Annotated in this window: 17 protein-coding genes, 3 tRNA genes and 1 pseudogene; 8 read left to right on the top strand and 13 right to left on the bottom strand. The window is 63.2% G+C overall.

Going from position 1 to position 23,217, the window contains the following annotated elements; all coding sequences use genetic code 11:
• Positions 1-2: 2 nt before the first annotated feature.
• Positions 3-578, top strand: a complete 576-nt coding sequence (locus OW521_RS20155; protein ID WP_268021301.1) for an SGNH/GDSL hydrolase family protein — start codon at positions 3-5, stop codon at positions 576-578.
• Positions 579-680: 102 nt separating this feature from the next.
• Here OW521_RS20155 and OW521_RS20150 read toward each other — a convergent pair whose 3' ends face one another.
• From OW521_RS20150 to OW521_RS20140, 3 genes are all read right to left on the bottom strand, one after another.
• Positions 681-1,793 (bottom strand): branched-chain amino acid aminotransferase, encoded by a 1,113-nt coding sequence (locus OW521_RS20150; RefSeq protein WP_268021300.1) that lies wholly within the window; start codon positions 1,791-1,793, stop codon positions 681-683.
• Between the two features lie 115 nt (positions 1,794-1,908).
• The gene (locus OW521_RS20145; protein ID WP_442781181.1) at positions 1,909-2,973 is read right to left on the bottom strand and encodes a 3-isopropylmalate dehydrogenase; all 1,065 of its coding nucleotides are present in this window, start codon (positions 2,971-2,973) and stop codon (positions 1,909-1,911) included.
• Positions 2,974-3,044: 71 nt separating this feature from the next.
• The gene (locus OW521_RS20140) at positions 3,045-3,752 is read right to left on the bottom strand and encodes a class F sortase (protein WP_268021299.1); all 708 of its coding nucleotides are present in this window, start codon (positions 3,750-3,752) and stop codon (positions 3,045-3,047) included.
• A 268-nt stretch (positions 3,753-4,020) separates the two neighbouring features.
• Here OW521_RS20140 and OW521_RS20135 point away from each other — a divergent pair, with 268 nt between their 5' ends.
• A complete protein-coding gene (locus OW521_RS20135) occupies positions 4,021-4,707 on the top strand; it encodes a hypothetical protein (RefSeq protein WP_268021298.1) in 687 nt (228 codons plus the stop codon).
• A gap of 399 nt (positions 4,708-5,106) precedes the next feature.
• On the opposite strand, the gene metG is transcribed toward OW521_RS20135, so the two are convergent.
• From metG to OW521_RS20090, 9 genes and pseudogenes are all read right to left on the bottom strand, one after another.
• Positions 5,107-6,666 carry a methionine--tRNA ligase gene (metG, locus tag OW521_RS20130; protein WP_268021297.1) on the bottom strand — a complete coding sequence of 520 codons (1,560 nt, stop codon included), beginning with the start codon at positions 6,664-6,666 and terminating at the stop codon, positions 5,107-5,109.
• 77 nt (positions 6,667-6,743) lie between these two features.
• Positions 6,744-7,499 (bottom strand): ABC transporter ATP-binding protein, encoded by a 756-nt coding sequence (locus OW521_RS20125; protein ID WP_268021296.1) that lies wholly within the window; start codon positions 7,497-7,499, stop codon positions 6,744-6,746.
• Positions 7,496-10,300 carry an ABC transporter permease gene (locus OW521_RS20120; RefSeq protein ID WP_268021295.1) on the bottom strand — a complete coding sequence of 935 codons (2,805 nt, stop codon included), beginning with the start codon at positions 10,298-10,300 and terminating at the stop codon, positions 7,496-7,498. Before OW521_RS20120 ends, OW521_RS20125 begins: the two co-directional genes overlap by 4 nt.
• A gap of 210 nt (positions 10,301-10,510) precedes the next feature.
• Entirely contained in the window at positions 10,511-12,106 is a 1,596-nt protein-coding gene (serA, locus tag OW521_RS20115; protein WP_268021294.1) for a phosphoglycerate dehydrogenase, read from the bottom strand.
• Between the two features lie 185 nt (positions 12,107-12,291).
• The gene (ilvC, locus tag OW521_RS20110; RefSeq protein WP_265980903.1) at positions 12,292-13,317 is read right to left on the bottom strand and encodes a ketol-acid reductoisomerase; all 1,026 of its coding nucleotides are present in this window, start codon (positions 13,315-13,317) and stop codon (positions 12,292-12,294) included.
• A 72-nt stretch (positions 13,318-13,389) separates the two neighbouring features.
• On the bottom strand, positions 13,390-13,902 hold the full coding sequence (gene ilvN / locus OW521_RS20105) for an acetolactate synthase small subunit (protein WP_236811607.1): 513 nt from the start codon (positions 13,900-13,902) through the stop codon (positions 13,390-13,392).
• A 2-nt stretch (positions 13,903-13,904) separates the two neighbouring features.
• Entirely contained in the window at positions 13,905-15,806 is a 1,902-nt protein-coding gene (locus OW521_RS20100; RefSeq protein ID WP_268021293.1) for an acetolactate synthase large subunit, read from the bottom strand.
• Positions 15,807-16,219: 413 nt separating this feature from the next.
• Positions 16,220-17,940, bottom strand: a pseudogene (ilvD, locus tag OW521_RS20095) (dihydroxy-acid dehydratase).
• A 184-nt stretch (positions 17,941-18,124) separates the two neighbouring features.
• Positions 18,125-19,018, bottom strand: coding sequence for a LysR family transcriptional regulator (locus OW521_RS20090; RefSeq protein WP_268021292.1), 894 nt, complete (start codon positions 19,016-19,018; stop codon positions 18,125-18,127).
• A 171-nt stretch (positions 19,019-19,189) separates the two neighbouring features.
• On the opposite strand from OW521_RS20090, the gene OW521_RS20085 reads away from it, so the two are divergent.
• The 4 genes from OW521_RS20085 (at position 19,190) to OW521_RS20070 (ending at position 21,828) form a co-directional block, all read left to right on the top strand.
• A complete protein-coding gene (locus tag OW521_RS20085; RefSeq protein ID WP_268021291.1) occupies positions 19,190-20,302 on the top strand; it encodes a sunset domain-containing protein in 1,113 nt (370 codons plus the stop codon).
• Positions 20,303-20,306: 4 nt separating this feature from the next.
• Complete coding sequence (locus OW521_RS20080; protein WP_268021290.1) at positions 20,307-21,491, top strand: PQQ-dependent sugar dehydrogenase; 1,185 nt, start codon at positions 20,307-20,309, stop codon at positions 21,489-21,491.
• 116 nt (positions 21,492-21,607) lie between these two features.
• A tRNA-Lys gene (locus tag OW521_RS20075) sits at positions 21,608-21,683 on the top strand.
• Between the two features lie 69 nt (positions 21,684-21,752).
• Positions 21,753-21,828, top strand: a tRNA-Lys gene (locus tag OW521_RS20070).
• An 87-nt stretch (positions 21,829-21,915) separates the two neighbouring features.
• Here OW521_RS20070 and OW521_RS20065 read toward each other — a convergent pair.
• Positions 21,916-22,404 (bottom strand): MarR family winged helix-turn-helix transcriptional regulator, encoded by a 489-nt coding sequence (locus tag OW521_RS20065; protein ID WP_268021289.1) that lies wholly within the window; start codon positions 22,402-22,404, stop codon positions 21,916-21,918.
• A gap of 109 nt (positions 22,405-22,513) precedes the next feature.
• On the opposite strand from OW521_RS20065, the gene bcp reads away from it, so the two are divergent.
• A complete protein-coding gene (gene bcp, locus OW521_RS20060) occupies positions 22,514-22,987 on the top strand; it encodes a thioredoxin-dependent thiol peroxidase (RefSeq protein WP_268021288.1) in 474 nt (157 codons plus the stop codon).
• Positions 22,988-23,106: 119 nt separating this feature from the next.
• Positions 23,107-23,188: transfer RNA gene (locus OW521_RS20055), tRNA-Leu, on the top strand.
• Positions 23,189-23,217 lie beyond the last annotated feature (29 nt).

Genomic DNA, 23,217 nt, shown 5'->3' with positions numbered 1-23,217 from the left:
TCGTGATCATCGGAGATTCCCTCAGTACCGGACACGGCACCTCACCCGCCGACGCCTGGCCAAACCTTGTGGAGAACGATCCCGTTTTTCAACAGTTTCAGGCAACGATCGTCAATGCGGCACAGGATGGAAGCGGCTACGTCAGCGTCGGCGACGACGGATCGACCTTCGGTTCCCAGGTCGACGAGGCAGTAACGGACTCCACGCGTTTGGTGGTGTTCTTTGGTTCCGAAAATGACATGGGTGCCTCCCCGGGGGAGACCCAAGTTGCAGCGGCTCGGGCCTTTGCGTCGGTCAAGGTCCGGGCTCCCCATGCCGACATCCTGGTGATTGGTCCACCGTCGTATACGAGTACGCCGGAACCGGAAAGACTCGAGATACGGGACCAGGATAAGGCCGCCGCCCAGCAAGCCGGCGCCAGCTTCGTGGATCCGATTGACCTCGGCTGGATCATGGACGACGCCGACAACCTCATCGGGCCCGACGGTGACCACCCCTCCGCAGCCGGCCAGCAGTATCTGCAGGCCAAGATGGAAGCACTTATCGAACCACTGATTCAAAGGCCCCAGCCCGAGTAACCCTGGCTTCCGGCCAGCCAACTGTTCCCTCGTGAAACGCCGACGGCGGCCTGCCCACCGAAGTGGGAGGCCGCCGTCGGGCATTGCAGAAGCCGGCAAGCCTTACGCGAGGCGGGTCAGCCAGCCGTGTTTGTCCTCAACCGTTCCGGTCTGGATGCCGAGCAGCTGCTGGCGGATCGCCATGGTGGTTTCGCCTGCCTTGGCGTCCTCGGAGCCGATGAACTCGGTTTTGTCCTTGAGCACGCCGATGGGCGTGATGACGGCCGCGGTTCCGCAAGCGAAGACCTCGGCGATCCCTCCCGAGGCCACGCCGTCCCGCCACTCTGCGAGGGTGATCTTGCGTTCTGAAACCTCGCGGCCCATGTCCTTGGCCACCTGAATGACCGAGGACCGGGTCACGCCTTCAAGGATGGTTCCCGTGAGCGCCGGGGTGACCAGCGAGCCGTCCTTCATGACGAAGAAGACGTTCATGCCGCCGAGTTCCTCAACGGCGTCGTCATTGAAGTGGTCCAGGAAGAGGACCTGCTTGCAGCCGTTCTCCTCGGCCTCCATCTGGGCGATCAGGGAAGCAGCGTAGTTTCCACCACACTTGGCAGCACCGGTGCCTCCGCGGCCGGCGCGGGCGTATTCACGGGAGATCCAGATTGACACCGGCTTGAGCTCGCCGCCGAAGTAGTTGCCGGCCGGAGACGCGATGACCCGGAACGAGACCTCGCGGGCGGCGCGGACACCCAGGAACGCCTCCGTGGCGATCATGAACGGGCGCAGGTACAGGGCTTCGCCGTCGCCCGACGGAACCCATTCCTTGTCCGCCTGCACGAGTTCGCGGATGGCGCCGAGGAAATACTCCTCAGGCAGTTCCGGGAGGGCCAAGCGGCGGGCCGACTTGTTCAGCCGAGCGGCGTTGGCCTCAGGACGGAAAGTCCAAATGGAGCCGTCGGCGTGGCGGTAGGCCTTGAGGCCTTCGAAGATCTCCTGGCCGTAGTGCAGCACTGCCGCCGAAGGATCCAGGGAAATCGGCCCATAGGCCTCGACGCGGGCATTGTGCCAGCCGCCCTTGCCCTCGGTGTCAACGCTGTAGTCGACGATAACGGTGTTGTCGGTGAAGTAGTCGCCAAATCCCGGGTTTGCCAGGATCGCTGCACGCTCCTCAGCAGACTTCGGGGTCTCCGAGAGCTGCTGGCTGAATTCGACGCCGTGGGCAGTCTGAGTCATGTTTCCTCCAGTCGGCTACCTGGCAGAGCGAACCATCTCTTGGAGGGTATGGTTCAGCGATGGACCACGGCAGCAGGTAAATAATTCAAGTAAAGCTTACGCCCGAGTGCAGGGCCTAAAGTGCGGCTGCGATAGCGTCGCCGATGGCCGCGGTGCTGCGGGTTTCGCCGCGGCGGCTTTCGATGTCAGCCACGACGGCGGCTTCGATCCTGCGGGCGGCTGTGGTGTAGCCGAGGTGCTCCAGCAACAGGGCCGCGGACAGGATGGCGGCGGTCGGATCCGCTTTCTGCTGGCCGGCGATGTCCGGAGCGGAACCGTGGACGGGTTCGAACATGGAGGGCGCGGTGCGGTCCATGTTGATGTTGCCCGAGGCTGCCAGGCCGATGCCACCGGTGATTGCCGCGGCGAGGTCCGTGATGATGTCGCCAAAAAGGTTGTCGGTGACAATCACATCGAAGCGGGACGGGTCGGTCACCATGAAGATGGTGGCTGCGTCGATGTGCAGGTAGTCGTGGGTGACCTCGGGGAATTCCTTGGCTACGGCCTCAACAGTGCGCTTCCACAAGTGGCCGGCAAAGACAAGGACGTTGTGCTTGTGGACGAGGGTGACGTGCCTGCGGGGCCGCTCGCTGGCGCGGCGGAACGCATCACGGACAACACGCTCGACGCCGTGCGCCGTGTTCAATGACACCTCGGTGGCGACCTCATGGGCGGTACCTCCGCGCAGGGTGCCGCCGTTGCCGACGTACGGACCCTCGGTGCCTTCGCGGACCACGATGAAATCGATATTGCCGGGGTTGGCCAAAGGGCTGCCGACCGTGCCGTAGAGCCGTGACGGGCGCAGGTTCACAAAGTGATCCAGGCTGAAACGGAGCTTGAGCAGCATCTCGCGTTCAATGATGCCGGAAGGAATACGGGTATCCCCCGGGGCTGCACCGACGGCACCGAACAGGATGGCATCACGGGTGCGCAGGTCAGCTAGGACCTCATCGGGGAGTGTTTCACCGGTTTCGAGCCAGTGCTGGGCTCCAAGCTTGTATTCGGTCCGCTCCAGGGCAACGCCTTCTTCGGCAACGACCTTCTCCAGGACCTTGAGGGCTTCGGCAATGACTTCGGGGCCAATGCCGTCGCCGGGAATGACAGCCAGATTGATCGTTGCGGTGGGTTGCGTTGCACTCATGTTTTCAGACTGCCAAGGCATCCACATGCTGGTCAAAATAGTCTCAGCATTTGAACTCTCGGAGGGGGGAGCTACCGGCCGAGCACTGGTGAGGCAACCACTGCGACATTCTTGCCCCAGAGATCCTGCGTGTAGCAGCTGATCAGGACTAGGCGGCTGGGCACCGCCGTCCAGATGGGACTGTCCTTCAAAGTCGATTTTGTGTACGTCGTGACGGACTCGACTTTGTATGTCATCGCTCCCGTCTCCGTGACGACTTTGAGCTCATCCCCCGGGGCTGCTGCGTAGCTGAGATGGTTGAACGGGGCGTCGAGGCCTTCCCAGCTGTGCCCAATCACGTACGTGGTATTCGTCGAGCCCGCCCCCGGGGTTCCGAACGGACTGAGCCAATATCCATCCATCGTCTCCGGAGGCTCAATGCTGTGCGCGCCAGTTTCAGCGGGATCCGGTCGCAGCGGGTGAACCACCACATTTAGGCCAGCCGCCGGGTAGGTAATCTGCAAAGGAGCCGACGCCGCAGGGAGCGGCATTCCCCGCCTAGAGGCAGGTGCGACCACGGCTGCCTGGTTTGCCGCGGGCTTGTTCGCGGGAGGCGGCGACGAAAGCAGCCGCGTCCCTGCGTCGAAAGCGACTGGATCCGGTGGGCCGGATACACCGTAGACCAGCCACGACGCAAGCAGCCCCCCGACGCAAATCGCCAACAGGAGAAGATCCCTGGAACTGATCACCAGGCCACGGATGCCGGCTGCCGGCTGCCGTGCGTAGCGGTGACGTGCCATGATCACTCCCGGAGACGGTGAAACAGGTGGATGGGTGCCGCACATCGCATCGCGGCACCCACCGGGGTTTGCCTAGCGGTCGGCCTTCCGGGCCCGCACACGGCTCCTCAGGACCACGAATGCGGCCACTGCACTGAAGAGACCAGTCAAGCCGGCTAGCCAACCGGGGATACCAGCGTCCGCCTTCCCGCCAACGGCCGTTTGGACGTTGTACCCCACATTCGTTATCGCGGCGTCCGGCGCAGCTTCGGCACCTGCCGTAGCGGGAATGACAGCTGCAGGCACGGGCGCTGCCGGCGCGGCGACGGGTGGAACCACAGGGGGAACGACACGCGTGACGACCGGTGGCGCGCCTGGCGCTACCCGCTCTACAGGACCCACCGGATCCACCGGGCTCACCGGCGGGCTGGTCATCGGCGGGCTGGTCACCGGCGGGCTCACCAGCGGATCCACCGGCGGGCTGGTCACCGGCGGGCTCACCAGCGGATCCACCGGCGGGCTGGTCACCGGCGGGCTCACCACCGGATCCACCGGGCTCGCCGGCGGGCTCACCACCGGATCCACCGGCGGGCTGGTCACCGGCGGGCTGACCACCGGATCCACCGGCGGACTGGTCACCGGCGGGCTCACCACCGGCGGGCTGACCACCCGGCAGCCGGCGTTGAGGATGGCGATGTTTTCCGGGGTGAGGTTTTGTCCGTTGGGCATAAAGGCGCCAGCGTTTGCAGGGACGATATCGTTGGTGTCGGCGACATGCCCGGACAACGCCGCCAAGCTGATCGTCACTGCGATGTATGGGTTCGACGCCGAATGCGTGGCGTGGCAGATGGTGATCTTGTCTGAGGGAGCAGCGTTCGCCGACACCGTGGCACCCAGCAATCCCAGGCCCACGACCCCCATAGTCGCAATAGTCCGTTTCATTTCGGTCCCTCCAACCACGTCAGGTTCGAGCTGAGCAGACTTTGCGGAGTAACCGTCTTCGAGACCCAGGAAAGACAAGTACGGGAGACCTCAACCAGCGAGATGAATCTTGACAGTTACTCCCCAGAAAGTGTCATCAGTTCGCTTGCTTTTCAGGCTAGGTTTCGTTCGCCTGATTAACGCGAGTGGCGGGTACGCGTTTACATACAGGAGCCAGTGCGCTTTGTCCCGGCTACTACCTGCTCCGTTTGGGTCACCACTCACCGGCGCGATGGCACCACTCGGACATCCGGCGGCCCGCTGGATCCGTCTCCGGACACCGACCGATCATTGGACGGGAAAGGAACACCCCCTCACCGGTGGGTGAGGGGGTGTCACGCCCCGTATAAGTGAGCGAGCGTTCCGGTAAAGGGCCGTATAGGTGAGCGAGCGGTTAGGCCTCGGCGGGCTCCTCGTAGCGGGGGAAGACCGGGGCCGGCGCCGGGAGCTGCGTGCCGGGGACGATCGGAGTGGCGATGGCAGCGAATTGGCGGGCCTCACCGTCGGACTGTCCCAGAGCCTCAAGCAGCTTGGCTGCCGACGTCGGCATGATCGGTTGGGCGAGGATCGCTACGATGCGGACTACTTCCAACGTGACGTAGAGGACCGTGTTCATGCGCTCGACGTCGGTCTTGCGCAGGACCCACGGGGCCTGCTCGGCGAAGTAGGCGTTGGTGTCACCGAGCACGGCCCAGATTGCCTCGAGGGCGCGGCTGAATTCCTGCTTCTCGAAAGCGGCGCGGGCCGCGTCCAGCAGCCCGCCGGCCTGGGCCAGCAGCGCGGAGTCCTCGGCTGAGAACTCGCCGGGGACCGGCACCTTGCCTTCGCAGTTCTTGGCCACCATGGACAGCGAACGCTGTGCCAGGTTGCCGAAGTTGTTGGCGAGGTCTGCGTTCATGCGGCCCACGATTGCCTCGTGGTTGTAGCTGCCGTCGGCACCGAAGGGCACTTCGCGGAGGAAGAAGAAGCGCACCTGGTCCAGGCCGTACTGCTCCACGAAGTCCTTGGGAGCCACCACGTTGCCGAGGGACTTGGACATCTTGACGCCGTTGTTGGTCAGGAAGCCATGGATCATGACCCTCTTGGGCAGTTCCAGGCCGGCGCTCATCAGGAAGGCGGGCCAGAAGATCGCATGGAACCGGGAAATGTCCTTGCCGATGACGTGGACGTCCGCCGGCCAGAACTTACGGAACGCCTCCGATTCCGCATCGGGGTAGCCGACCCCCGTCAGGTAATTAGTCAGGGCATCAACCCACACGTACATGACGTGCTTGTCGTTCCCCGGTACCGGGACACCCCAGTCGAAAGTCGTCCGGCTGATCGACAAGTCCTGCAGACCCTGCTTGACGAAGCTGATGACTTCGTTGAAGCGGTACTGCGGGGCGCCGAATTCCGGCTGCTCCTCGTACAACGCCAGCAACTTATCCTGGTAAGAGGACAACCGGAAAAAGTAGCTCTCCTCCGCGGTCCACGTCACTTCGGTGTCGGTACCGCGCGAGTAACGGACGCCGTCGTCCTTCAGGACTGTCTCGTCCTCCGTGTAATAGGCTTCGTCGCGGACCGAATACCAGCCCTCGTACTTGGAAAGGTAGATGTCCCCCTTGGCTTCCATCTTCTTCCAGATGGCCTGGGAGGCAGCGTAGTGATCTTCATCCGTGGTGCGGATGAAGCGGTCGTACGAGATGCCCAAGGCAGCGTGGGCGGCCTTGTAGATTTCGGCATTCCGGTCCACGAGTTCCTTGGGGGTGATGCCTTCCTTTTCCGCCGCCTGGGCAATCTTCATGCCGTGCTCGTCCGTACCGGTCAGGAACATCACGTCGTAGCCGTCGAGGCGCTTGAACCGGGCCATCGCATCGGTGGCAATGTACTCGTAGGCATGGCCGATATGCGGCTCGCCGTTCGGGTACGTAATGGCAGTGGTGATGTAGAACGGGGGTTTTTCTGGAGACGTCACTCTACGAAGTTACCTTCTCTTGGAGATGGAAAGACCGGACTGGCCGCATATGACGGCCAGTCCGGAGGCATCGGCTACTAGTTCAATTCAGTCAGCGTATCGCTGAGCCGGACCAACTCGTGGTCGTGCGACGCCACCAGCACGGCAATACCGTCGTTGGTGGTGTCCTTCAGGATGCCGATGATGCGGTTGGCCGAGGTACGGTCCAGGCTGGCCGTGGGCTCGTCCACCACCAGGACGCGGGTGCCCAGGATCAGGGCGCGCGCGATGGCAACACGCTGGCGCTCACCACCGGACAGCTGCGCCGGACGGTGGCGCATGCGCCGGCCCAGTCCGACCAGGTCCAGCAGGTCCTTGGCCATTTCGGTGCGCTGCTCCACTTCCCCGTCGGGAACGGCCGGCAATAACACGTTCTCCAAAGCGCTCATGCCGTCGATCAACGCACCGCCCTGGTCCACGTACCCGATCAGCGCGCGGCGGCGGTCGGCGATTTCGTCGTCGCCCATCTTCTCGAGGGAGTCGCCTTCCCAGAGGACCCGGCCCGACGTCGGGAGTGTGAGTCCCGCGCCCACCGTCAGGATGCTGGTCTTGCCTGAGCCGCTTCGCCCGGCGATGCAGTGCATCTCGCCTGCGTGGAGGGTGAGGCTGAAGTCCTCGACGACTGTGACCGGCTCGGCGCCACCTTTGTCCCCGCCATAGCGGATGGTGATGTTGCTCAACTGCAGGGGCGTAGCGTGGTCCGCCGCCCTGACGATGGTGTTGGCGCGCGTCTGGAACGACTCGTCGGCGGATTCCGTGGTCGGGGTCAGATCGGGATGGAGATTGTCAGTCATTTGACCACTTTCGTTGCAATGGGAATCCAGCAAAGTACGGCCAGCACTCCGGCCAAGGCGGCCCAGAGTGCTGCATAGGGAGCGAGCAGCAGGCCTATGCCCAACGCCCCCAGGACGCCCAGGATCAGGGCCGCAGCTCCGACCAAGGCATTTTCGAAGAACCGGACCTGGCCCAGCATGTCCGGGTTCCAACCCATGGCCTTGAGCGTGCTGAGTTGCTCGCGCCTGGCCTTGAGTTCGAACCGACCTGTGACCAAGGTCAGCACGAGGCCCACGAGAACCCCGCTGACTGCCAGGATGACACTCGGCAGGGCGACGGCGGCCGACGCCAGTCCGCTGAGGGCGCTGGCTCCCGCTGCGCGTGGGATGTCGATGAGCAGGGCGATCAGGGCACCAACGGCCGCTCCGAACACGCCCACGGCCACGGCCAGTGACACTGAGCTGAAACGGTGGGTGACCAGTTGGCGGTACGCAAACGTTAGCGGCGAGTCCACGGCGATGAGTCGTTCATCGTGCTGTGGTTCCTGGTCCACAACATCCCGGTGCCGCAATTGCTGGGCTGCAATGTAGGCGGCAGCGGAGTAAAGCACCAACACAGACGCGGAAACAATGACTGTTGCCAGGTTCCAGCTCAGAAGGCTCAACGCAATGCCTGCCAAGGCAACGATCGCCGCACCGATGCCGAATTCCTCAAGGACCCAGCTGCGGATCTTCCTCTGGGTCCAGCCCATGGCCCGAAGGATCCCGGCTTCGCTTCGTCGTTGACGGACGTAGCTGACAGTGGAAGCGCCCGTCAGCAAGGTGGCTCCGCAGAGCGTCAGGAACAGAAGCGTGATGTTGGTGCCGGTCAGCGAGCCGGAGACGGCATCTGCGGCATCCTGCCGGACCCACGACTGCTGGACGGTGCCGAGCGCGGACTCCTTGCCGGCGTCGTCCTTGGAGTAACCGGGGACGAAGATGTTGGCGTCTTCACGCGCAGAACCGGCCACAACCGTGGCTTCGAGTCCCAGGTCGCGGATCTGGGCTGCGAGCTTGTCGACGTCCGGCTGAGCCTGCTTCCAGTTGCCGGCGGCACTGGCGCGAACCCGGACGGCGTCGATCACGTTGGCGTTCGTGCTGTATCCGCGGGCCGCGGCAAGGCCGTAGTAGTCGGTGATGGCACCGGCAGACTGGCTCACCAGCCCTGTGGCGCTCAGCGAGGGCTTGAGGCCCTTGGCTGCGGTGTCATTGCCTGAGGCGTCCTTCTGGAGCGTCATCGGAGCGGGATCGTAGCCACCCAAGGGCAGCTTGTTGACGTCGCCTGCTGCTTTCTGGATCTGGGCCGGATCGAACGTCCCATAGACCATCGGGAGCGGAGTAGCTGGCTTCGATCCCGTGGAAAGGTTCTCACGGTACGAGCGCTCATCGACAGGCTTGCGTTGGGCCTGGTCCACGATCGCCCCAAAAGTCGACTTTTCGGGCAGCTTGTTGACAGTCACCCAGTCCCTCGGCGTTGCGGACTTGCCAACGGCTCCATTCGCGGAGGTGTCGCCATCCTTGTACTTGGGTGCGGCCGCGAAGTCCGTGCTCCACTGGGCAGGCTGGTACAGGCCTTGGCTGAAGTTGCCCGTGTTACCGAGCAACTGGCTGTGGTCGGTAGATCCGGGCCATTGCAGGGAGAACGGCGACTTTGACACGAAGGGCAGGTAGTCCTTGTCCAGGGACCGCGAGACGGTGCCGACGTCGTTGACGACCTTGCCGGAATCATCGATTTCCTGGATCTTCACCGAGTACTTCAGGTCAAGGGAAGTTCCCTGCCGGACGATCAGGGGAATGGCCTGCGAGGCATCCGTGATCTGGCCGGACAACTTGGCCTGCTGGTACTGCGTCATGAGGGGCGCCCAGTATTTGAGCTTGACGCCGAGGAAGTCCGGGCCCTGTTCGAGCTCTTGCTGCGTGGGGCTCTTGGAGAAGAGTTGCTCAAAGTAGCGTCCGATGGCGCCTGCGTTGCGGGTGTCGGCAGGCGGTGCCTTTTGCAGAGGTGCAAGGAAGTCGCCAGCCGAGCCAAGGAGGGCACGTTCGGCTGTCGGGTCGACCGCGACCACGGATTCGGTGACTTGGGGAGCCATGGGAAGCGCAACCGAGAGGTTGAAGAGGTTGTGCTCGGAGCCACCTGCAGGTGCAGGGAACTTGATCCCGGTCTCCCCTGCAGGACCGGCAATGCGGATGCTCTTGCCCCCGGCGGACTGCTGCTCAATGACCTGGCCTTTGCCCAGGGTGCCTTCAGCGCTGGTCTGGAAGAGGGTTTGCTGGGACACTCCGTCGGAGCTCACGGCAGTGGCTGTCAGGCGGTACTTCTTGGGCTGGGCAGGAAGGACGGATTCCGGCGCGGGCCACTTCTTGGCGTCAGTGCCGGTGGGGTCTCCCGCAGTGGCACCACCAGCCAGCCCTGCGTTGTAGCCGAGGTAATCCATCGCATCAAGCCGCGGGGTCTCCAGGTTCTGCGTCACCCGGGAGACGAGGCTGATGGGGGCGGCAACGGACGTGCCACCCAGCCCACGGATCTTCTCGAGTTGCTGGAAGCTGATGCCACCCTGGCCGTTGGCGATGTCCGGCTGGACAAGCGCCCCGCCGTCTTTGTTATTCCCGGCTTTGGCTTGCACCAGGATGTCGTACAGGCCTCGTGAGTTCTCATCCACCGTCCGGTTCAGCGCGGCCTGCGACTGGCTCTGGATGAATACGGACAAGCACATGGCGACGATCAAAATGGCCGCGGTCAACAGCAGCACACGGCTTCTGATGAACCTCTGGACGGCGTTCATAGGGCTCCCTGAGTCCTGGATTGCGGGTGCGCACACTGCTCTCCCTGAAACCATGCCGAGGCAATAGGAATCCATTGGGTGTGTGCAAAAGGTATTGGCCGGCCTGCCGCCGGATCCGAATTTCGGACCAAGCCATTGTAGGCAGACCGGCCAATATTATGTGGCCGATGTGAACTGCGGCACACGATTCTAGCTCAAACGGTTCGGATGCTAGTCCTCCAGATCCACTTCACGAACCATGTCGGCACCGATGCCGGCCTTGATTGCTTCAAGGACCTGCTGGGGCACGGAGGTGTCGATCGTCAGCAGTGCCAGGACCTGGCCGCCTTCACTCTGGCGGGCCACCTGCATGCCGCCGATGTTGATGTTGTTCATGCCGAGGATGTGGCCGATCGTGCCAATGACGCCCGGACGGTCAGCGTAAGAAACAACCACCAGGTGCTCGCTGATCGGGATTTCGACGTCGTAGCCGTTGACGCCCACGAGCTTCTGGACCTGCTTGGGTCCGGTGAGGGTGCCGGCCACGGAGATCTGGGAACCGTCGCTGAGCGCGCCGCGGATGGTCAGGACGTTGCGGTAGTCCTCAGCCTCCGACGTCGTGATCAAGCGAGTGTTGATGCCGCGCTGCTCGGCGATGACAGGTGCGTTGACGTAGGAGACCTGCTCGGTCACGACGTCGGCGAACACGCCCTTGAGGGCAGCAAGCTCAAGGACCTTCACGTCCAGGCTTGCGATTTCGCCCGCGACCTCCACGTCGATCTGCGTCAGGGATGCGTGGGTCAAAGCTGTGAAGATCCGGCCGAGCTTTTCGATAAGCGGGATTCCTGGGCGAACCTCGGAAGCGATCACACCGCCGGCAACGTTGACGGCGTCAGGCACGAGTTCGCCGGCAAGGGCGAGGCGCACCGACTTTGCCACGGAAACCCCGGCTTTTTCCTGGGCTTCGTCGGTGGAGGCACCCAGGTGGGGGGTCACGATGACGTTGTCCATGTCGAAGAACGGCAGGTCGGTGCTCGGCTCCCTGACGAACACGTCGATGCCGGCGCCGGCGATCTGACCGTCTTCCAGGGCCTCGTGAAGGGCTTCCTCGTCAATCAGGCCGCCACGGGCCACGTTCACCACGTATGCCGTTTCCTTCATCTTCTTGAAGGCATCAGCGCCCAGCATGCCCACGGTTTCCGGGGTCTTGGGCATGTGGATGGTGATGAAGTCCGACTTTTCCAGCAGCTCGTCCAAGGTGACCAACTTGACGCCGAGCTGGGCTGCCCGGGCGGAGGTGATGTAGGGGTCGTAAGCCAGGATCTCGGTTTCGAAACCCTGGAGGCGGGCAGCCACGAGGGCGCCGATGCGTCCAAGGCCGATGATGCCGATCTTCTTTTCGAAGAGCTCGATTCCCGTGTACTTGGACCTCTTCCACTCGCCGCCCTTGAGGGCGGAGCTGGCCTGCGGGATGTGGCGGGCAAGGCTGAGGATGTGTCCGACCGTAAGTTCGGCTGCGGACACAATGTTGGACGTCGGGGCGTTGACCACCATGACACCGGCCTGGGTTGCGGCCTTGATGTCCACGTTGTCCAGGCCGACGCCGGCGCGGGCGATGATCTTGAGGTTCTTGGCTGCGGCAATTGCCTCGGCGTCCACCTGGGTGGCTGAACGCACCAGGATGGCGTCGACGTCGACGATTGCGGAGAGCAGCTGGGAGCGGTCCGCACCGTCGGTTTGGCGGATCTCGAAGTCCGGACCAAGGGCCTCGATCGTGGCGGGCGAAAGTTCCTCAGCGAGGAGTACTACTGGCTTGGTGCTAGTCACCGGTGACCTCTTTAGCTCTCTTTTTCAGGTGGGGTTTTGGTGAAACGATTCTTTGACGACGAAGGCCGGACCCGGTATACCGGGTCCGGCCTCCATGCCGGGCGGCTTCATTTCGAGCCTATCCCGAACGGCGTTCTGTGTTGAATTGCTACGGCGTCTGCCGCGGCGTCAACGGGTGCCTTTAATCAGCGGGCTGCAGAGCCTTCGACGTAATCTTCGTCCTGCTGCTGCCAGGAGAACAGGGAACGCAGTTCCCGGCCGACGCCTTCGATGGGGTGCTTCTCTGCCTTGGCACGCAACTCCTTGAACTCGACTGCACCGTTGTCCTGGTCGTCAATGAAGCGCTTCGCGAACGCGCCGGACTGGATGTCGGCGAGGACGCCGGCCATGTTTTCCTTGACGCGTGGGTCGATAACACGCGGGCCGGAGACATAGTCGCCGTACTCTGCGGTGTCGGAAACGCTCCAGCGCTGCTTGGCAATGCCGCCTTCCCACATGAGGTCAACGATGAGCTTGAGCTCGTGAAGCACCTCGAAGTAGGCGATCTGCGGCTGGTAGCCAGCCTCGGTCAGGGTCTCGAAGCCGTACTGAATCAGCTGCGAGACACCGCCGCACAGGACAGCCTGCTCGCCGAAGAGGTCGGTTTCGGTCTCCTCGGTGAAGGTGGTCTTGATGACACCGGCGCGGGTGCCGCCAATGGCCTTTGCGTAGGACTTGGCCAGATCCCAAGCGGAGCCCGTGGCGTCCTGCTCCACGGCGATGATGTCCGGAATACCGCGGCCGGCTTCGAACTCGCGGCGCACGGTGTGGCCCGGAGCCTTCGGTGCGATCAGGATGACGTCAACACCCTCCGGTGCCTCGATGTAGCCGAAGCGGATGTTGAAGCCGTGTGCGAAGGCCAGGGCCTTGCCGGCGGTCAGTTTGTCCTTGATGGAGTCGTTGTAGATCGAGCGCTGGTGCTGGTCCGGCGCCAGGATCATGATGACGTCGGCCCATTCGGCGGCGTCGGCAACGTTCTTGACCGTGAAGCCTGCGTCCTCGGCCTTGGCGATCGACTTCGAGCCTTCCTTGAGTGCGATGACAACCTCGACGCCGGAATCGCGCAGGTTCAGCGCGTGGGCGTGGCCCTGGGAACCGTAGCCGACAATGGCAACCTTGCGGCCTTGGATGATCGACAGGTCTGCATCGTCGTCGTAGAACATTTCAGTCACTTGCGTAACTCCTTTGAGTGGATTTCTTTGTAGATATTGTCTGTGGTGCGTTGTTGGGCGGCTACGCAGTGCCTAAGCGCTGCGCAGGGCCCTGTCACTCATGGAGCGGGATCCCCGTCCAACGGCCAAGGTGCCGGACTGCACGATTTCGCGGATGCCGAATGGCTCGAGCACAGAAAGCAGCGCTGCGAGCTTTTCCGGGGTACCGGTTGCCTCGATAACCACCGAGTCTGTGGAAACGTCAACCACTGAGGCACGGAACAAGTCTGCAGCTTGGGTGACTTGCAGGCGTGTCGCGGCATCCGCACGTACCTTGACCAGGATGTGGTCACGTTGCACGGAAGATTCTGGGGTCAGCTCGACAATTTTGATCACGTTGATCAATTTGTTGAGCTGTTTGGTGACCTGTTCGATGAGGTCGCCATCGGCATCGACGACGACGGTCATGCGAGAAATCCCGGAGACCTCGGTGGGGCCGACGGCCAGGGAGTTGATGTTGAAGGCGCGCCGGGCGAAGAGGCTGGCCACGCGGGTCAGAACGCCGGGCTTGTCTTCGACCAGAACGGACAGTGTGTGGCGGCTCATGGCTAGTCCTCCTCTTCCCATTCCGGGGTCATGTTGCGGGCAACCTGGATCTGGTCGTTGGAGACTCCGGAGGGGACCATCGGCCACACCATGGAGTTCGGGCTGACCACGAAGTCGATGACCACAGGGCGGTCATTGATTTCCAGTGCCTTCTGGATGGTGGCGTCGATGTCCTCGTCCCGCTCGCAGCGGAACGAGGCACAACCGTACGCGTCCGCCAGCTTGACGAAGTCCGGGATACGGACGGTGTCGTGGCCGGTGTTCAGGTCGGTGTTGGAGTAGCGGCCTTCATAGAAGAGGGTCTGCCACTGGCGCACCATGCCCAGCGAGGAGTTGTTGATGATGGCAACCTTGATGGGAATCTTGTTGATGGCACAGGTGGCCAGTTCCTGGTTGGTCATCTGGAAGCAGCCGTCGCCGTCGATCGCCCAGACCACGCGGTCGGGTTCGCCGACCTTGGCGCCCATGGCTGCCGGGACGGCATAACCCATGGTGCCGGCGCCGCCGGAGTTCAGCCAGGCGTGGGGGCGCTCGTACTTGATGAATTGGGCAGCCCACATTTGGTGCTGGCCAACGCCGGCAACGTAGATGCCTTCCGGACCCGTGAGCGCACCGATGCGTTCGATGACCCGCTGGGGGGCACTGAGTCCATCTTCGGGTTCGGTCCAACCCAGGGGGTAGGTATCACGGAGGTTGTTGAGGAATGCCCACCAACTGTCGAGATCCGGGGTGCCGGATAGTTCGAAAGCGGTCCGGACGGCCTCGGTCAGTTCCGGAATGATCTCCTTGACGGAGCCCACGATCGGAACGTCTGCCACGCGGTTCTTGGAGATCTCCGCCGGGTCAATGTCCGCGTGGATGATCTTTGCATGCGGAGCGAAGGTGCTGAGGACACCCGTCACCCGGTCATCGAAGCGCGCACCAAGGGTGATCAGCAGATCTGACTGCTGCAGTGCGGTGACCGCAGAGACAGTTCCGTGCATGCCCGGCATGCCGACGTGCTGGGGGTGGGAGTCAGGGAACGCTCCCCGGGCCATGAGGGTGGTCACCACGGGCGCGCCCGTGAGCTCCGCGAGTTCGCGCAGCTCGGCCGAAGCGTGTGCCTTGACCACACCGCCACCGACGTACAAGACGGGCTTGCTTGCCGCGGCGATCAGCCGGGCCGCCTCACGCACCTGCTTGTTGTGGCCGCGGACCACCGGACGATAGCCCGGTAAATCGATCTTGGGCGGCCAGGAGAAGGTCATGGTGCCCTGCTGGGCGTTCTTGGCGATATCCACCAGTACCGGTCCAGGACGGCCTGTGCTCGCTAGGTGGAAAGCCTCGGCCATGACGTGCGGAATGTCGTTGGGGTCCGTCACCAGGAAGGAGTGCTTGGTGATCGGCATGGTGATGCCGACGATGTCCGCTTCCTGGAAGGCATCCGTACCAATGACTGAAGCCGATACCTGGCCGGTGATGGCGACGAGCGGCACGGAGTCCATGTGGGCATCCATGATGGGGGTAACGAGGTTGGTGGCACCGGGGCCCGAGGTGGCGATGCAGACGCCAACCCGTCCGGTAACCATGGCGTAGCCTTGGGCTGCGTGGCCGGCTCCCTGTTCGTGACGGACCAGGATGTGATTCATCTTGGAGGCCATCAAAGGGTCATAGGTGGGGAGGATCGCGCCACCGGGCAAACCAAAAATATCGTCCACGCCGAGTTCTTCGAGCGAGCGGACAATAGCTTCCGAGCCGGTCATCACCGTTGGGGGTACAACGTTGTTCGGCCCGAGTACAGGAGAGAGAGTTGCAGCATTGTCGACGACGGCGTCAGCCGGACGGTCGACCTTATCCGGAGCCTTGGGGGCTCCAGCGGACTTTGCAGCCATCAGCGAGGGGCTGATCGGCGATCCTTTGCTCATCGGACTCTTCCTTTGGGGATCTTCAATTAGTGAAAGTTACTGCTTGGGTACTGCATTCGTGCGGGTTCTTGCTAAATGCGCTGTCCCCTGCGGGAAATAAAAAAACCCCTCAGCCTTGCGGCTCTTCGAGGGGTTGCGCGTGACGGTTCGTTACCAGTCGGGCTAGGAGGCCACGCGCTTGGTAAGTACGACAGTGCCCACGGTGGCGCCGACAGTAACGAATGCGATCATGCGTTCAGTGTTCCCTCTTTGTGAGATAAGTGTCAAACGATGAAGATGTCATCTCACGATGTGGACCTCATTGTCCACGGACTGGTCATACCTCGGCCCCTCACCCAAGTGACTCGCAGTTGTTGTCGTTATGAGACGTCAAAACGACAACAACTGCGAGTCAGTTGGGCCGGAACCCCGAGCTAGCCGCAGTACGCGCCCGTGGAGGCGCTGTGCACCAGCTTGGCGTACTTTGCGAGGACACCCTTGGTGAACTTTGCCGGGAGGGGCTCCCAGCCGACCTTGCGCGACTCGAGCTCGGCTTCGTCCACCAGGAGGTCAAACGAGCGGGCAGCGATGTCCACACGGATCTTGTCGCCGTCCTTGACGAAGGCGATGGGGCCGCCGTCGACCGCTTCAGGCGCAACATGTCCGATGCAGAGACCGGTGGTACCGCCGGAGAAGCGGCCATCGGTCAGCAGGAGCACGTCCTTGCCGAGGCCTGCGCCCTTGATGGCACCCGTGATGGCGAGCATCTCGCGCATGCCCGGGCCGCCCTTAGGTCCTTCGTAACGGATCACGACGACGTCCCCGGCCTTGATCTCCCCCTGTCCAGGGCGTCGAGGGCACCTTGTTCGCGCTCGAACACGCGGGCCGTGCCTTCGAAGACATCGGCGTCGAAGCCGGCGCTCTTGACGACGGCCCCTTCCGGCGCCATGGAACCATGCAGGATGGTGATGCCGCCGGTCTTGTGGATCGGATTGTCCAGGGCGCGCAGGATCTTTCCGTCGAGGTCCGGCGGGTTGATGGTGGCCAGGTTCTCGGCAAGGGTCTTGCCGGTGACCGTGAGGCAGTCTCCGTGCAGCAGTCCGGCGTCGAGCAGTGCCTTCATGATGACCGGCACGCCGCCGATCTTGTCGACATCCGTCATGACGTAGCGGCCGAAGGGCTTGAGGTCGCCCAGGTGCGGGATCTTGTCGCCGATGCGGTTGAAGTCGTCCAGTGTCAGTTCGACCTCGGCTTCGCGGGCGATCGCGAGCAGGTGCAGGACGGCGTTGGTGGAACCGCCGAAGGCCATGGTGACTGCGATGGCGTTCTCGAACGCCTTCTTGGTCATGATGTCCCGCGCGGTGATGCCGAGGCGGAGCAGGTTGACCACGGCCTCGCCGGACTTGCGGGCAAAGTCATCACGACGGCGGTCTGCGGAGGGCGGGGCGGCCGAGCCCGGGAGCGACATGCCGAGGGCTTCGCCGATGCACGCCATGGTGTTGGCCGTGTACATACCGCCGCAAGCGCCCTCACCAGGACAGATGGCACGTTCGATGCGGTCCAGGTCTCCGAGGCTCATCTTGCCGGCAGCGCAGGCACCAACGGCTTCGAAGGCGTCAATGAGGGTGACTTCCTTCTCCGAGCCGTCCTCGAGCTTGACCCAGCCCGGCATGATGGAACCGGCGTACAGGAACACACTGGCGAGGTCCAGACGGGCGGCGGCCATCAGCATACCCGGGAGGGATTTGTCGCAGCCGGCCAGCAGGACGGAGCCGTCAATGCGCTCGGCCTGCATCACGGTCTCGACGGAGTCGGCAATGACTTCACGGGAGACCAGCGAGAAGTGCATGCCCTCGTGGCCCATGGAGATTCCGTCCGAAACGGAAATGGTGCCGAACTGCATGGGGAAGCCACCGCCGGCGTGAACGCCTTCCTTGGCGCCCTGGGCGAGTCGGTTCAGCGAGAGATTGCACGGCGTAATTTCGTTCCACGAGCTCGCGACACCGATTTGGGGCTTGGCGAAGTCGTCATCGCCCATGCCTACGGCCCGGAACATGCCTCGCGCGGGGGCGGCATGGATGCCGTCCGTTACGACCCGGCTGCGTGGTTTGATGTCCGGCTGGTTGTCTGTCGCAATTGGGGTGTGGTCACTCATGGGCACGAGTCTATGACTCTTGGGCTGTGGCCAACGAACACGGCGGGCGGGTTAAGGCAAATTTGGCGCTATTTCATCCAATATTTCATTCAAATAGTGGACACTCGTCTCAACATGCGAGACGCTGTGAGACTGAATCCAGCGTCCAGCCGTCACTCGTCACCCAGTCGAAGCTCGCGGGCAATCACCGCGGCTTCCTCCTGAAGCAAGCTGAGAGTCTGCCTGATGGTGGTACGGGCAGCCACCTCCGGACGGGCAAGGGCCACAATGCTGCGGCTGGCGCGGACCCCAACGAGCGGCCGCAGGACCAACCTCTTTTTTGGTTGGCGCGGGCGGTGTAGCGCGGAAGGAGGCAGATTCCGTGCCCCGAACCAACCAAGGCCTCAAGGACCCGGAGATCGGGGTACCGCTGGCCGCGCACCGCCGTCGTGCCCGCCTGGAGCTCGATTTGACGGAGCACGGTGTCAAAGGGAAAGCCGACAGGTACGCCGAGCCACGGGTAGCCCACTACGTCATGGGCCGTCAGCCGCGCCTTGGCCGCGAGCTCGTGGCCCGCCGGCATGGCGACGTCCAAGGCTTCCTCCAGCAGTGGAAGAACCTCTAGGCCATGCCGGGCGAACACCTCTGCACCATCCACGCTGTGGGCGAGGACGATGTCGTAGTCCGCAGCCAATCCGGCGAAACCGTCCGTTCCGGGATCCTCGAAATGGGCTTCGAAATGCAGCCCTTCAATAGCCTTGACACGGTGCAGCAGTCCAGGCAACAGCATCTCGGCCGCGCTCGGGAAGAAGGCTGCCCGGATGTGGGCCTGCCACCCCCGGCGATAGGTGTCCACCGTCGATTCGGCCCGGGCCATCGCCGTGGCGACGTCGGCTGCCGCTTCCGCCATTGCGAGGCCCGCCTCGGTCAGCCGGACTCCCCTGCCGTCCTTCTCCACGAGAACGACGCCGAGCTCCTCCTGGAGCGTTTTGAGCTGTTGCGACACCGCGGAAGCTGTCACATTCATGGCTTCCGCTGTGGCGCCGACGGTCTGCCTGTCGGCCAGTTCACGGAGGATGCGCAGCCTCTTGAAGTCCATGAGGACACCCTAGGGGATGCGGGTCCTGCCTCGGTTCTTTCCAGCCGCGGCACCGGAGTGATGCGGACGCGGCGCACGCCTCGAATCGATTGACAAACCTAGACAGCCCCTTGCCACGCACGTAACGTCAAATCACGACAACTGTGCCAATCGAACAGAAGGGCTCCTCCCATGGATTGGTTGATCTGGGTCATCGTCATTGTGTTGATCGTTGCGATTGTCTGGTGGCTGATGAGCCGCAACAGCGCGAAGTCTTCCTCGGGCGGCATGGCCCCGTCCTCTCCGTCGCAAACTGCCTCGTCACCGCAAATAGACACCACCGCGGCCGCCCTGACAGGCTCCGCCCCATTGGTCGCCGCAGCCGCGACCGCCGAACAGGACCTAAGCGGGTCACGCCCCGTCGAGCCCAAGCCGTCACCGGAACCAGAACCTGAGACGGGCGGTGTCGACGTCGACGACTGGGAGCGCCCTGACTCTCCGCTCGAGTCTGGCTTGGCCGTCCCGGCAGAGTCTCCAGCCGTTGGGACCACCCTTGAGGAGCCGTTATTCGAGGAACCCACGCTCCCGGAACCTGTGCTGTCCGAAGAGATGGTCGCGGAGACGGTTTCCGAGGCCGCAGTCTCCGAAGAAGCCGAACCGATCGTTCACGAGCCAATCGTTCCAGAACCGGTACTTTCCGAGCCTGAACTCGAAGAAGGCGTGACGGCCGACGACGTCACAGCGGCCGACAGAGCTCCCGCCGCGGCCGGCAGTTCGGTGGCACCAGGAACGCAACCCGCCGCCCCTGCACCAACCACTCCCGAACAGCTGGCCGATGGCGCCGAATGGGAAGCCACGTGGAGCGAAGTCGGCGCACCGGCCGCACCGGTTCCGGTCCACCACCGCGAATACACGGACACCCACGCACCGACGCTTCCCGGCGCCGAATCCGCCGCGGCGGAGATCGACGACACCGCTCCGGACGGGCAGCAAGGAGAGCAGCAGGAGGCTTTCGACGCCGTCTCGACGCCGGTCGCGGCCCCCGGCCCGGAAGTCGTTTCCGGCGACGCCACGCCGATGGGCGGCCATCTCGCCGCCGACCAGCCGTACGGCGAGGGCTCGGCTGCCGCGGGGGCTGACGGGAGCGGCCCCGACGGCTACACCGTCAAGGGCAACGCCGACACGATGACCTATCACGACGAAGACAGCCCGTCCTACGACGAGGTCAAGGCCGGGGTCTGGTTTGTCTCGAGCGCCCACGCCGAGGCCGCCGGCTTCCGGCCACCTCGCAGGAATCGCCGCTGACACCATGAACCAGGCAAAGGCGGGTCCCGGAAGCTTTCTGCGGCCCCGCCTTTTGCCTGCCCGGGCGCTCCTGGCTGCGGCCTGCATCTCGGCGTTGCTGCTGAGCGCATGCACGGGGAGTTCCCCCGGCACCGGCTCGTCGCCAGGAGGAACGTCAACCGGGTCGCCGGCAGCGCCACCGTCCGCGAGCCAATCAGATACCGTCCAGCCCCCTAAGCCCGAAGGCAACGGACCGGAGTTGCTTCGGAAACTGGACCTGAATCTCACCCTCCCGTGGTCCATCGTGTTCCTCGACGACGGCACCGCCATCATCTCCGAACGGGACACCAGGCTCATAAAATCCGTCCGGAACGGCCACGCCACCACCATTGGCGAGTTTCCCGGCGTCGTACCCGGCGGCGAAGGCGGCCTGCTGGGACTGGCCCTCTCCCCGACGTTCTCCGGAGACCGCCTGCTTTATAGCTATTTCACCGCTGAATCGGACAACAGAATTGCCCGGACCCGGCTGGAACAGTCAGCAGACGGCCGCCTCAGTCTTGGCACGCCCGAAGTCATCTTCTCCGGCATCCCCAAAGCCCCAACCCATAACGGCGGCCGTATCCGCTTCGGACCCGACGGCTTCCTCTACGTCGGCACAGGTGATTCGCAGCGCCCCGAGCAGGCACAGGACCGCAATGCGCTTGGCGGGAAGATCCTGCGGCTCACACCCGATGGAAAACCGGCGCCGGGCAACCCCTTCGGCAACAATCCGGTGTACAGCTACGGACACCGCAATGTGCAGGGCCTGGCGTGGGACAGCGCAGGCAGACTTTGGGCGAGCGAATTCGGACCCGATGTGAACGACGAACTCAATCTCATCAAAGCAGGCGGCAACTTCGGCTGGCCGGAAGTAACGGGGGCGCCCGGCCGAGCCGGTTACCTTGATGCCAAGGTTGTGTGGCCGTCGACGGCGGACTCCTCCCCGAGCGGCCTGGAAATCGTCAACGGAACGGCGTTCACGAGCGCGTTGCGGGGGCAGCGATTGTGGACGGTGACGCTCAGTGGTGAAACGGCTGGGACTCCTGTGGCATACTTCACAGCCCAATACGGCCGCCTCCGGGACGTTTCGCTTGCGCCTGACGGCACCCTGTGGGTTCTCAGCAACAACCAAAACCCCGATTTTGCACTGGTCCTGAAGCCTCCCCGGTAGCGCCGCGGAGGGGGCTCGGGTCGATTTCACACTTCGACAAGTCTCGTGTAGAGTTACATGTCGTTGCGGAGATCAACGAGGGAAGAAAAGCCTTCAGCTGATCGAAATCGACGAATGCACCTCTAGCTCAATTGGCAGAGCAATTGACTCTTAATCAATGGGTTCCGGGTTCAAGTCCCGGGGGGTGCACCAAGGGAAGGGCCCTTGAGCGGCAATAGCTGCTCAAGGGTTATTTCTTTGCGTTGCGAGCAACAAACAATTGCACCTCTAGCTCAATTGGCAGAGCAATTGACTCTTAATCAATGGGTTCCGGGTTCAAGTCCCGGGGGGTGCACCAAAGAAAGATCCCTGGATGGCCGAAACGCCATCCAGGGATCTTTTCGCTTTTAGGCCTTCTCCGCCTCGATCCGGCTGCCTCGCGGGCCTAGTCCGGGACGTCGTCAAGCGATACGCCGGACTCGGCCGCAGCCACAATGACATTTACGGCGGCCGCAGAATGATTGTTCGCCAGTTCGCGCACCAGGGCTTGAAGTTCCCGCCGCAGTTTGGCGGTATCCACGGGAACGGGTTCAAGAACTTCCCGCTCCAACTGCGTGGCGAGCCCGAGCGTGCGCTCCCCCGCTTCGGTCAGACTGACCACTTGGCTTCGGCGGTCCGAAATGCCGCGAGTGCGGCTGACATGCCCGTGCGCTTCCAGCCTGGCGAGGGTCTTCCCCATGGTTTGCGCCTGAACGCGGACAATCTGTGCGAGCATCGACTGCGTGGTGGGTCCCTTGACGGCGAGTACTTCCATGACAATGACCCCGGCGTGGGTCAGCCCCATACCGCGCAATTTCTCATTCCAGGCGTGCTCCACGAGCCGCGCCGCCGTGGAGAGCAGGCGCCCGGTGGGCCACCGTTCCATATCAGGCATAAGGGCCAGTATATCGGCCGGGACGTGCCGATCTGGTTCGGGTCCAATTCGTGAAGCGAACAGCTGGTCACTAAGCTGGGTGCTCGCGAACCCGAGCAAGGAGCACAGTATGGCGGAACGACTCATTCCTGGCGACATTGCCCCCGATTTCACCCTCAAGGACCACACTGGCCGCGACGTCAGCTTGGCCTCGTACCGCGGCCGGAATACGGTCATCTATTTCTACCCGGCGGCGTCCACCCCGGCATGCGCGAAGCAGGCCTGCGATTTCCGGGATTCCCTCGAAACTCTTCGTGCCGCCGGTTATGAAGTCCTTGGCGTCTCTCCGGACACAGTGAAGGACTTGGAAAAGTTCGTGGCCGAGGAATCCCTGACCTTTCCCCTGCTCTCTGACGAAGGGCACCACGTAGCTGACGCTTACGCCGCTTGGGGCGAAAAGAAGAACTACGGACGCACTTACCAAGGGCTGATCCGATCCACGATCGTGGTGGACACCGACGGCAAGGTAGCCGTGGCCCAGTACAACGTGCGGGCCACGGGACATGTTGCGAAGCTCCGCAGGGACCTCAAGCTCGACAAGTAGCCACTACATGCCCTCGTCGGGCCAGGACGGAACGGCTGGCGCAAAACCACGGGTACAATAGAGCGCGGTATATGCCCGGAACGCAGGAGACCCTGAATCCCGGCCAGGTACCAGCACCAGCGCGAGTGGTGAAATTGGCAGACACGCAGGATTTAGGTTCCTGTGCCTTCGGGCGTGGGGGTTCAAGTCCCCCCTTGCGCACATGTCGGAAGTGCCCCGGTCCTTGACCG

Origin of the sequence: Arthrobacter sp. MMS18-M83 (assembly GCF_026683955.1) — a bacterium.
Taxonomy (GTDB): Bacteria; Actinomycetota; Actinomycetes; order Actinomycetales; family Micrococcaceae; genus Arthrobacter.
The sequence above is the reverse complement of the archived record's forward strand: the minus strand, read 5'-3'. Positions and strand labels throughout refer to the sequence as shown.

What these genes read in the sequence shown, in the direction of transcription:
- OW521_RS20150 (WP_268021300.1), bottom strand. Translation starts at nt 1,793, where the DNA reads ATGACTCAGACTGCCCACGGCGTCGAATTCAGCCAGCAGCTCTCGGAG.
- OW521_RS20145 (WP_442781181.1), bottom strand. Translation starts at nt 2,973, where the DNA reads ATGAGTGCAACGCAACCCACCGCAACGATCAATCTGGCTGTCATTCCC.
- OW521_RS20140 (WP_268021299.1), bottom strand. Translation starts at nt 3,752, where the DNA reads ATGGCACGTCACCGCTACGCACGGCAGCCGGCAGCCGGCATCCGTGGC.
- OW521_RS20135 (WP_268021298.1), top strand. Translation starts at nt 4,021, where the DNA reads ATGACAGCTGCAGGCACGGGCGCTGCCGGCGCGGCGACGGGTGGAACC.
- OW521_RS20125 (WP_268021296.1), bottom strand. Translation starts at nt 7,499, where the DNA reads ATGACTGACAATCTCCATCCCGATCTGACCCCGACCACGGAATCCGCC.
- OW521_RS20120 (WP_268021295.1), bottom strand. Translation starts at nt 10,300, where the DNA reads ATGAACGCCGTCCAGAGGTTCATCAGAAGCCGTGTGCTGCTGTTGACC.
- ilvN (WP_236811607.1), bottom strand. Translation starts at nt 13,902, where the DNA reads ATGAGCCGCCACACACTGTCCGTTCTGGTCGAAGACAAGCCCGGCGTT.
- OW521_RS20100 (WP_268021293.1), bottom strand. Translation starts at nt 15,806, where the DNA reads ATGAGCAAAGGATCGCCGATCAGCCCCTCGCTGATGGCTGCAAAGTCC.
- OW521_RS20090 (WP_268021292.1), bottom strand. Translation starts at nt 19,018, where the DNA reads ATGGACTTCAAGAGGCTGCGCATCCTCCGTGAACTGGCCGACAGGCAG.
- OW521_RS20085 (WP_268021291.1), top strand. Translation starts at nt 19,190, where the DNA reads ATGGATTGGTTGATCTGGGTCATCGTCATTGTGTTGATCGTTGCGATT.
- OW521_RS20080 (WP_268021290.1), top strand. Translation starts at nt 20,307, where the DNA reads ATGAACCAGGCAAAGGCGGGTCCCGGAAGCTTTCTGCGGCCCCGCCTT.
- OW521_RS20065 (WP_268021289.1), bottom strand. Translation starts at nt 22,404, where the DNA reads ATGCCTGATATGGAACGGTGGCCCACCGGGCGCCTGCTCTCCACGGCG.
- bcp (WP_268021288.1), top strand. Translation starts at nt 22,514, where the DNA reads ATGGCGGAACGACTCATTCCTGGCGACATTGCCCCCGATTTCACCCTC.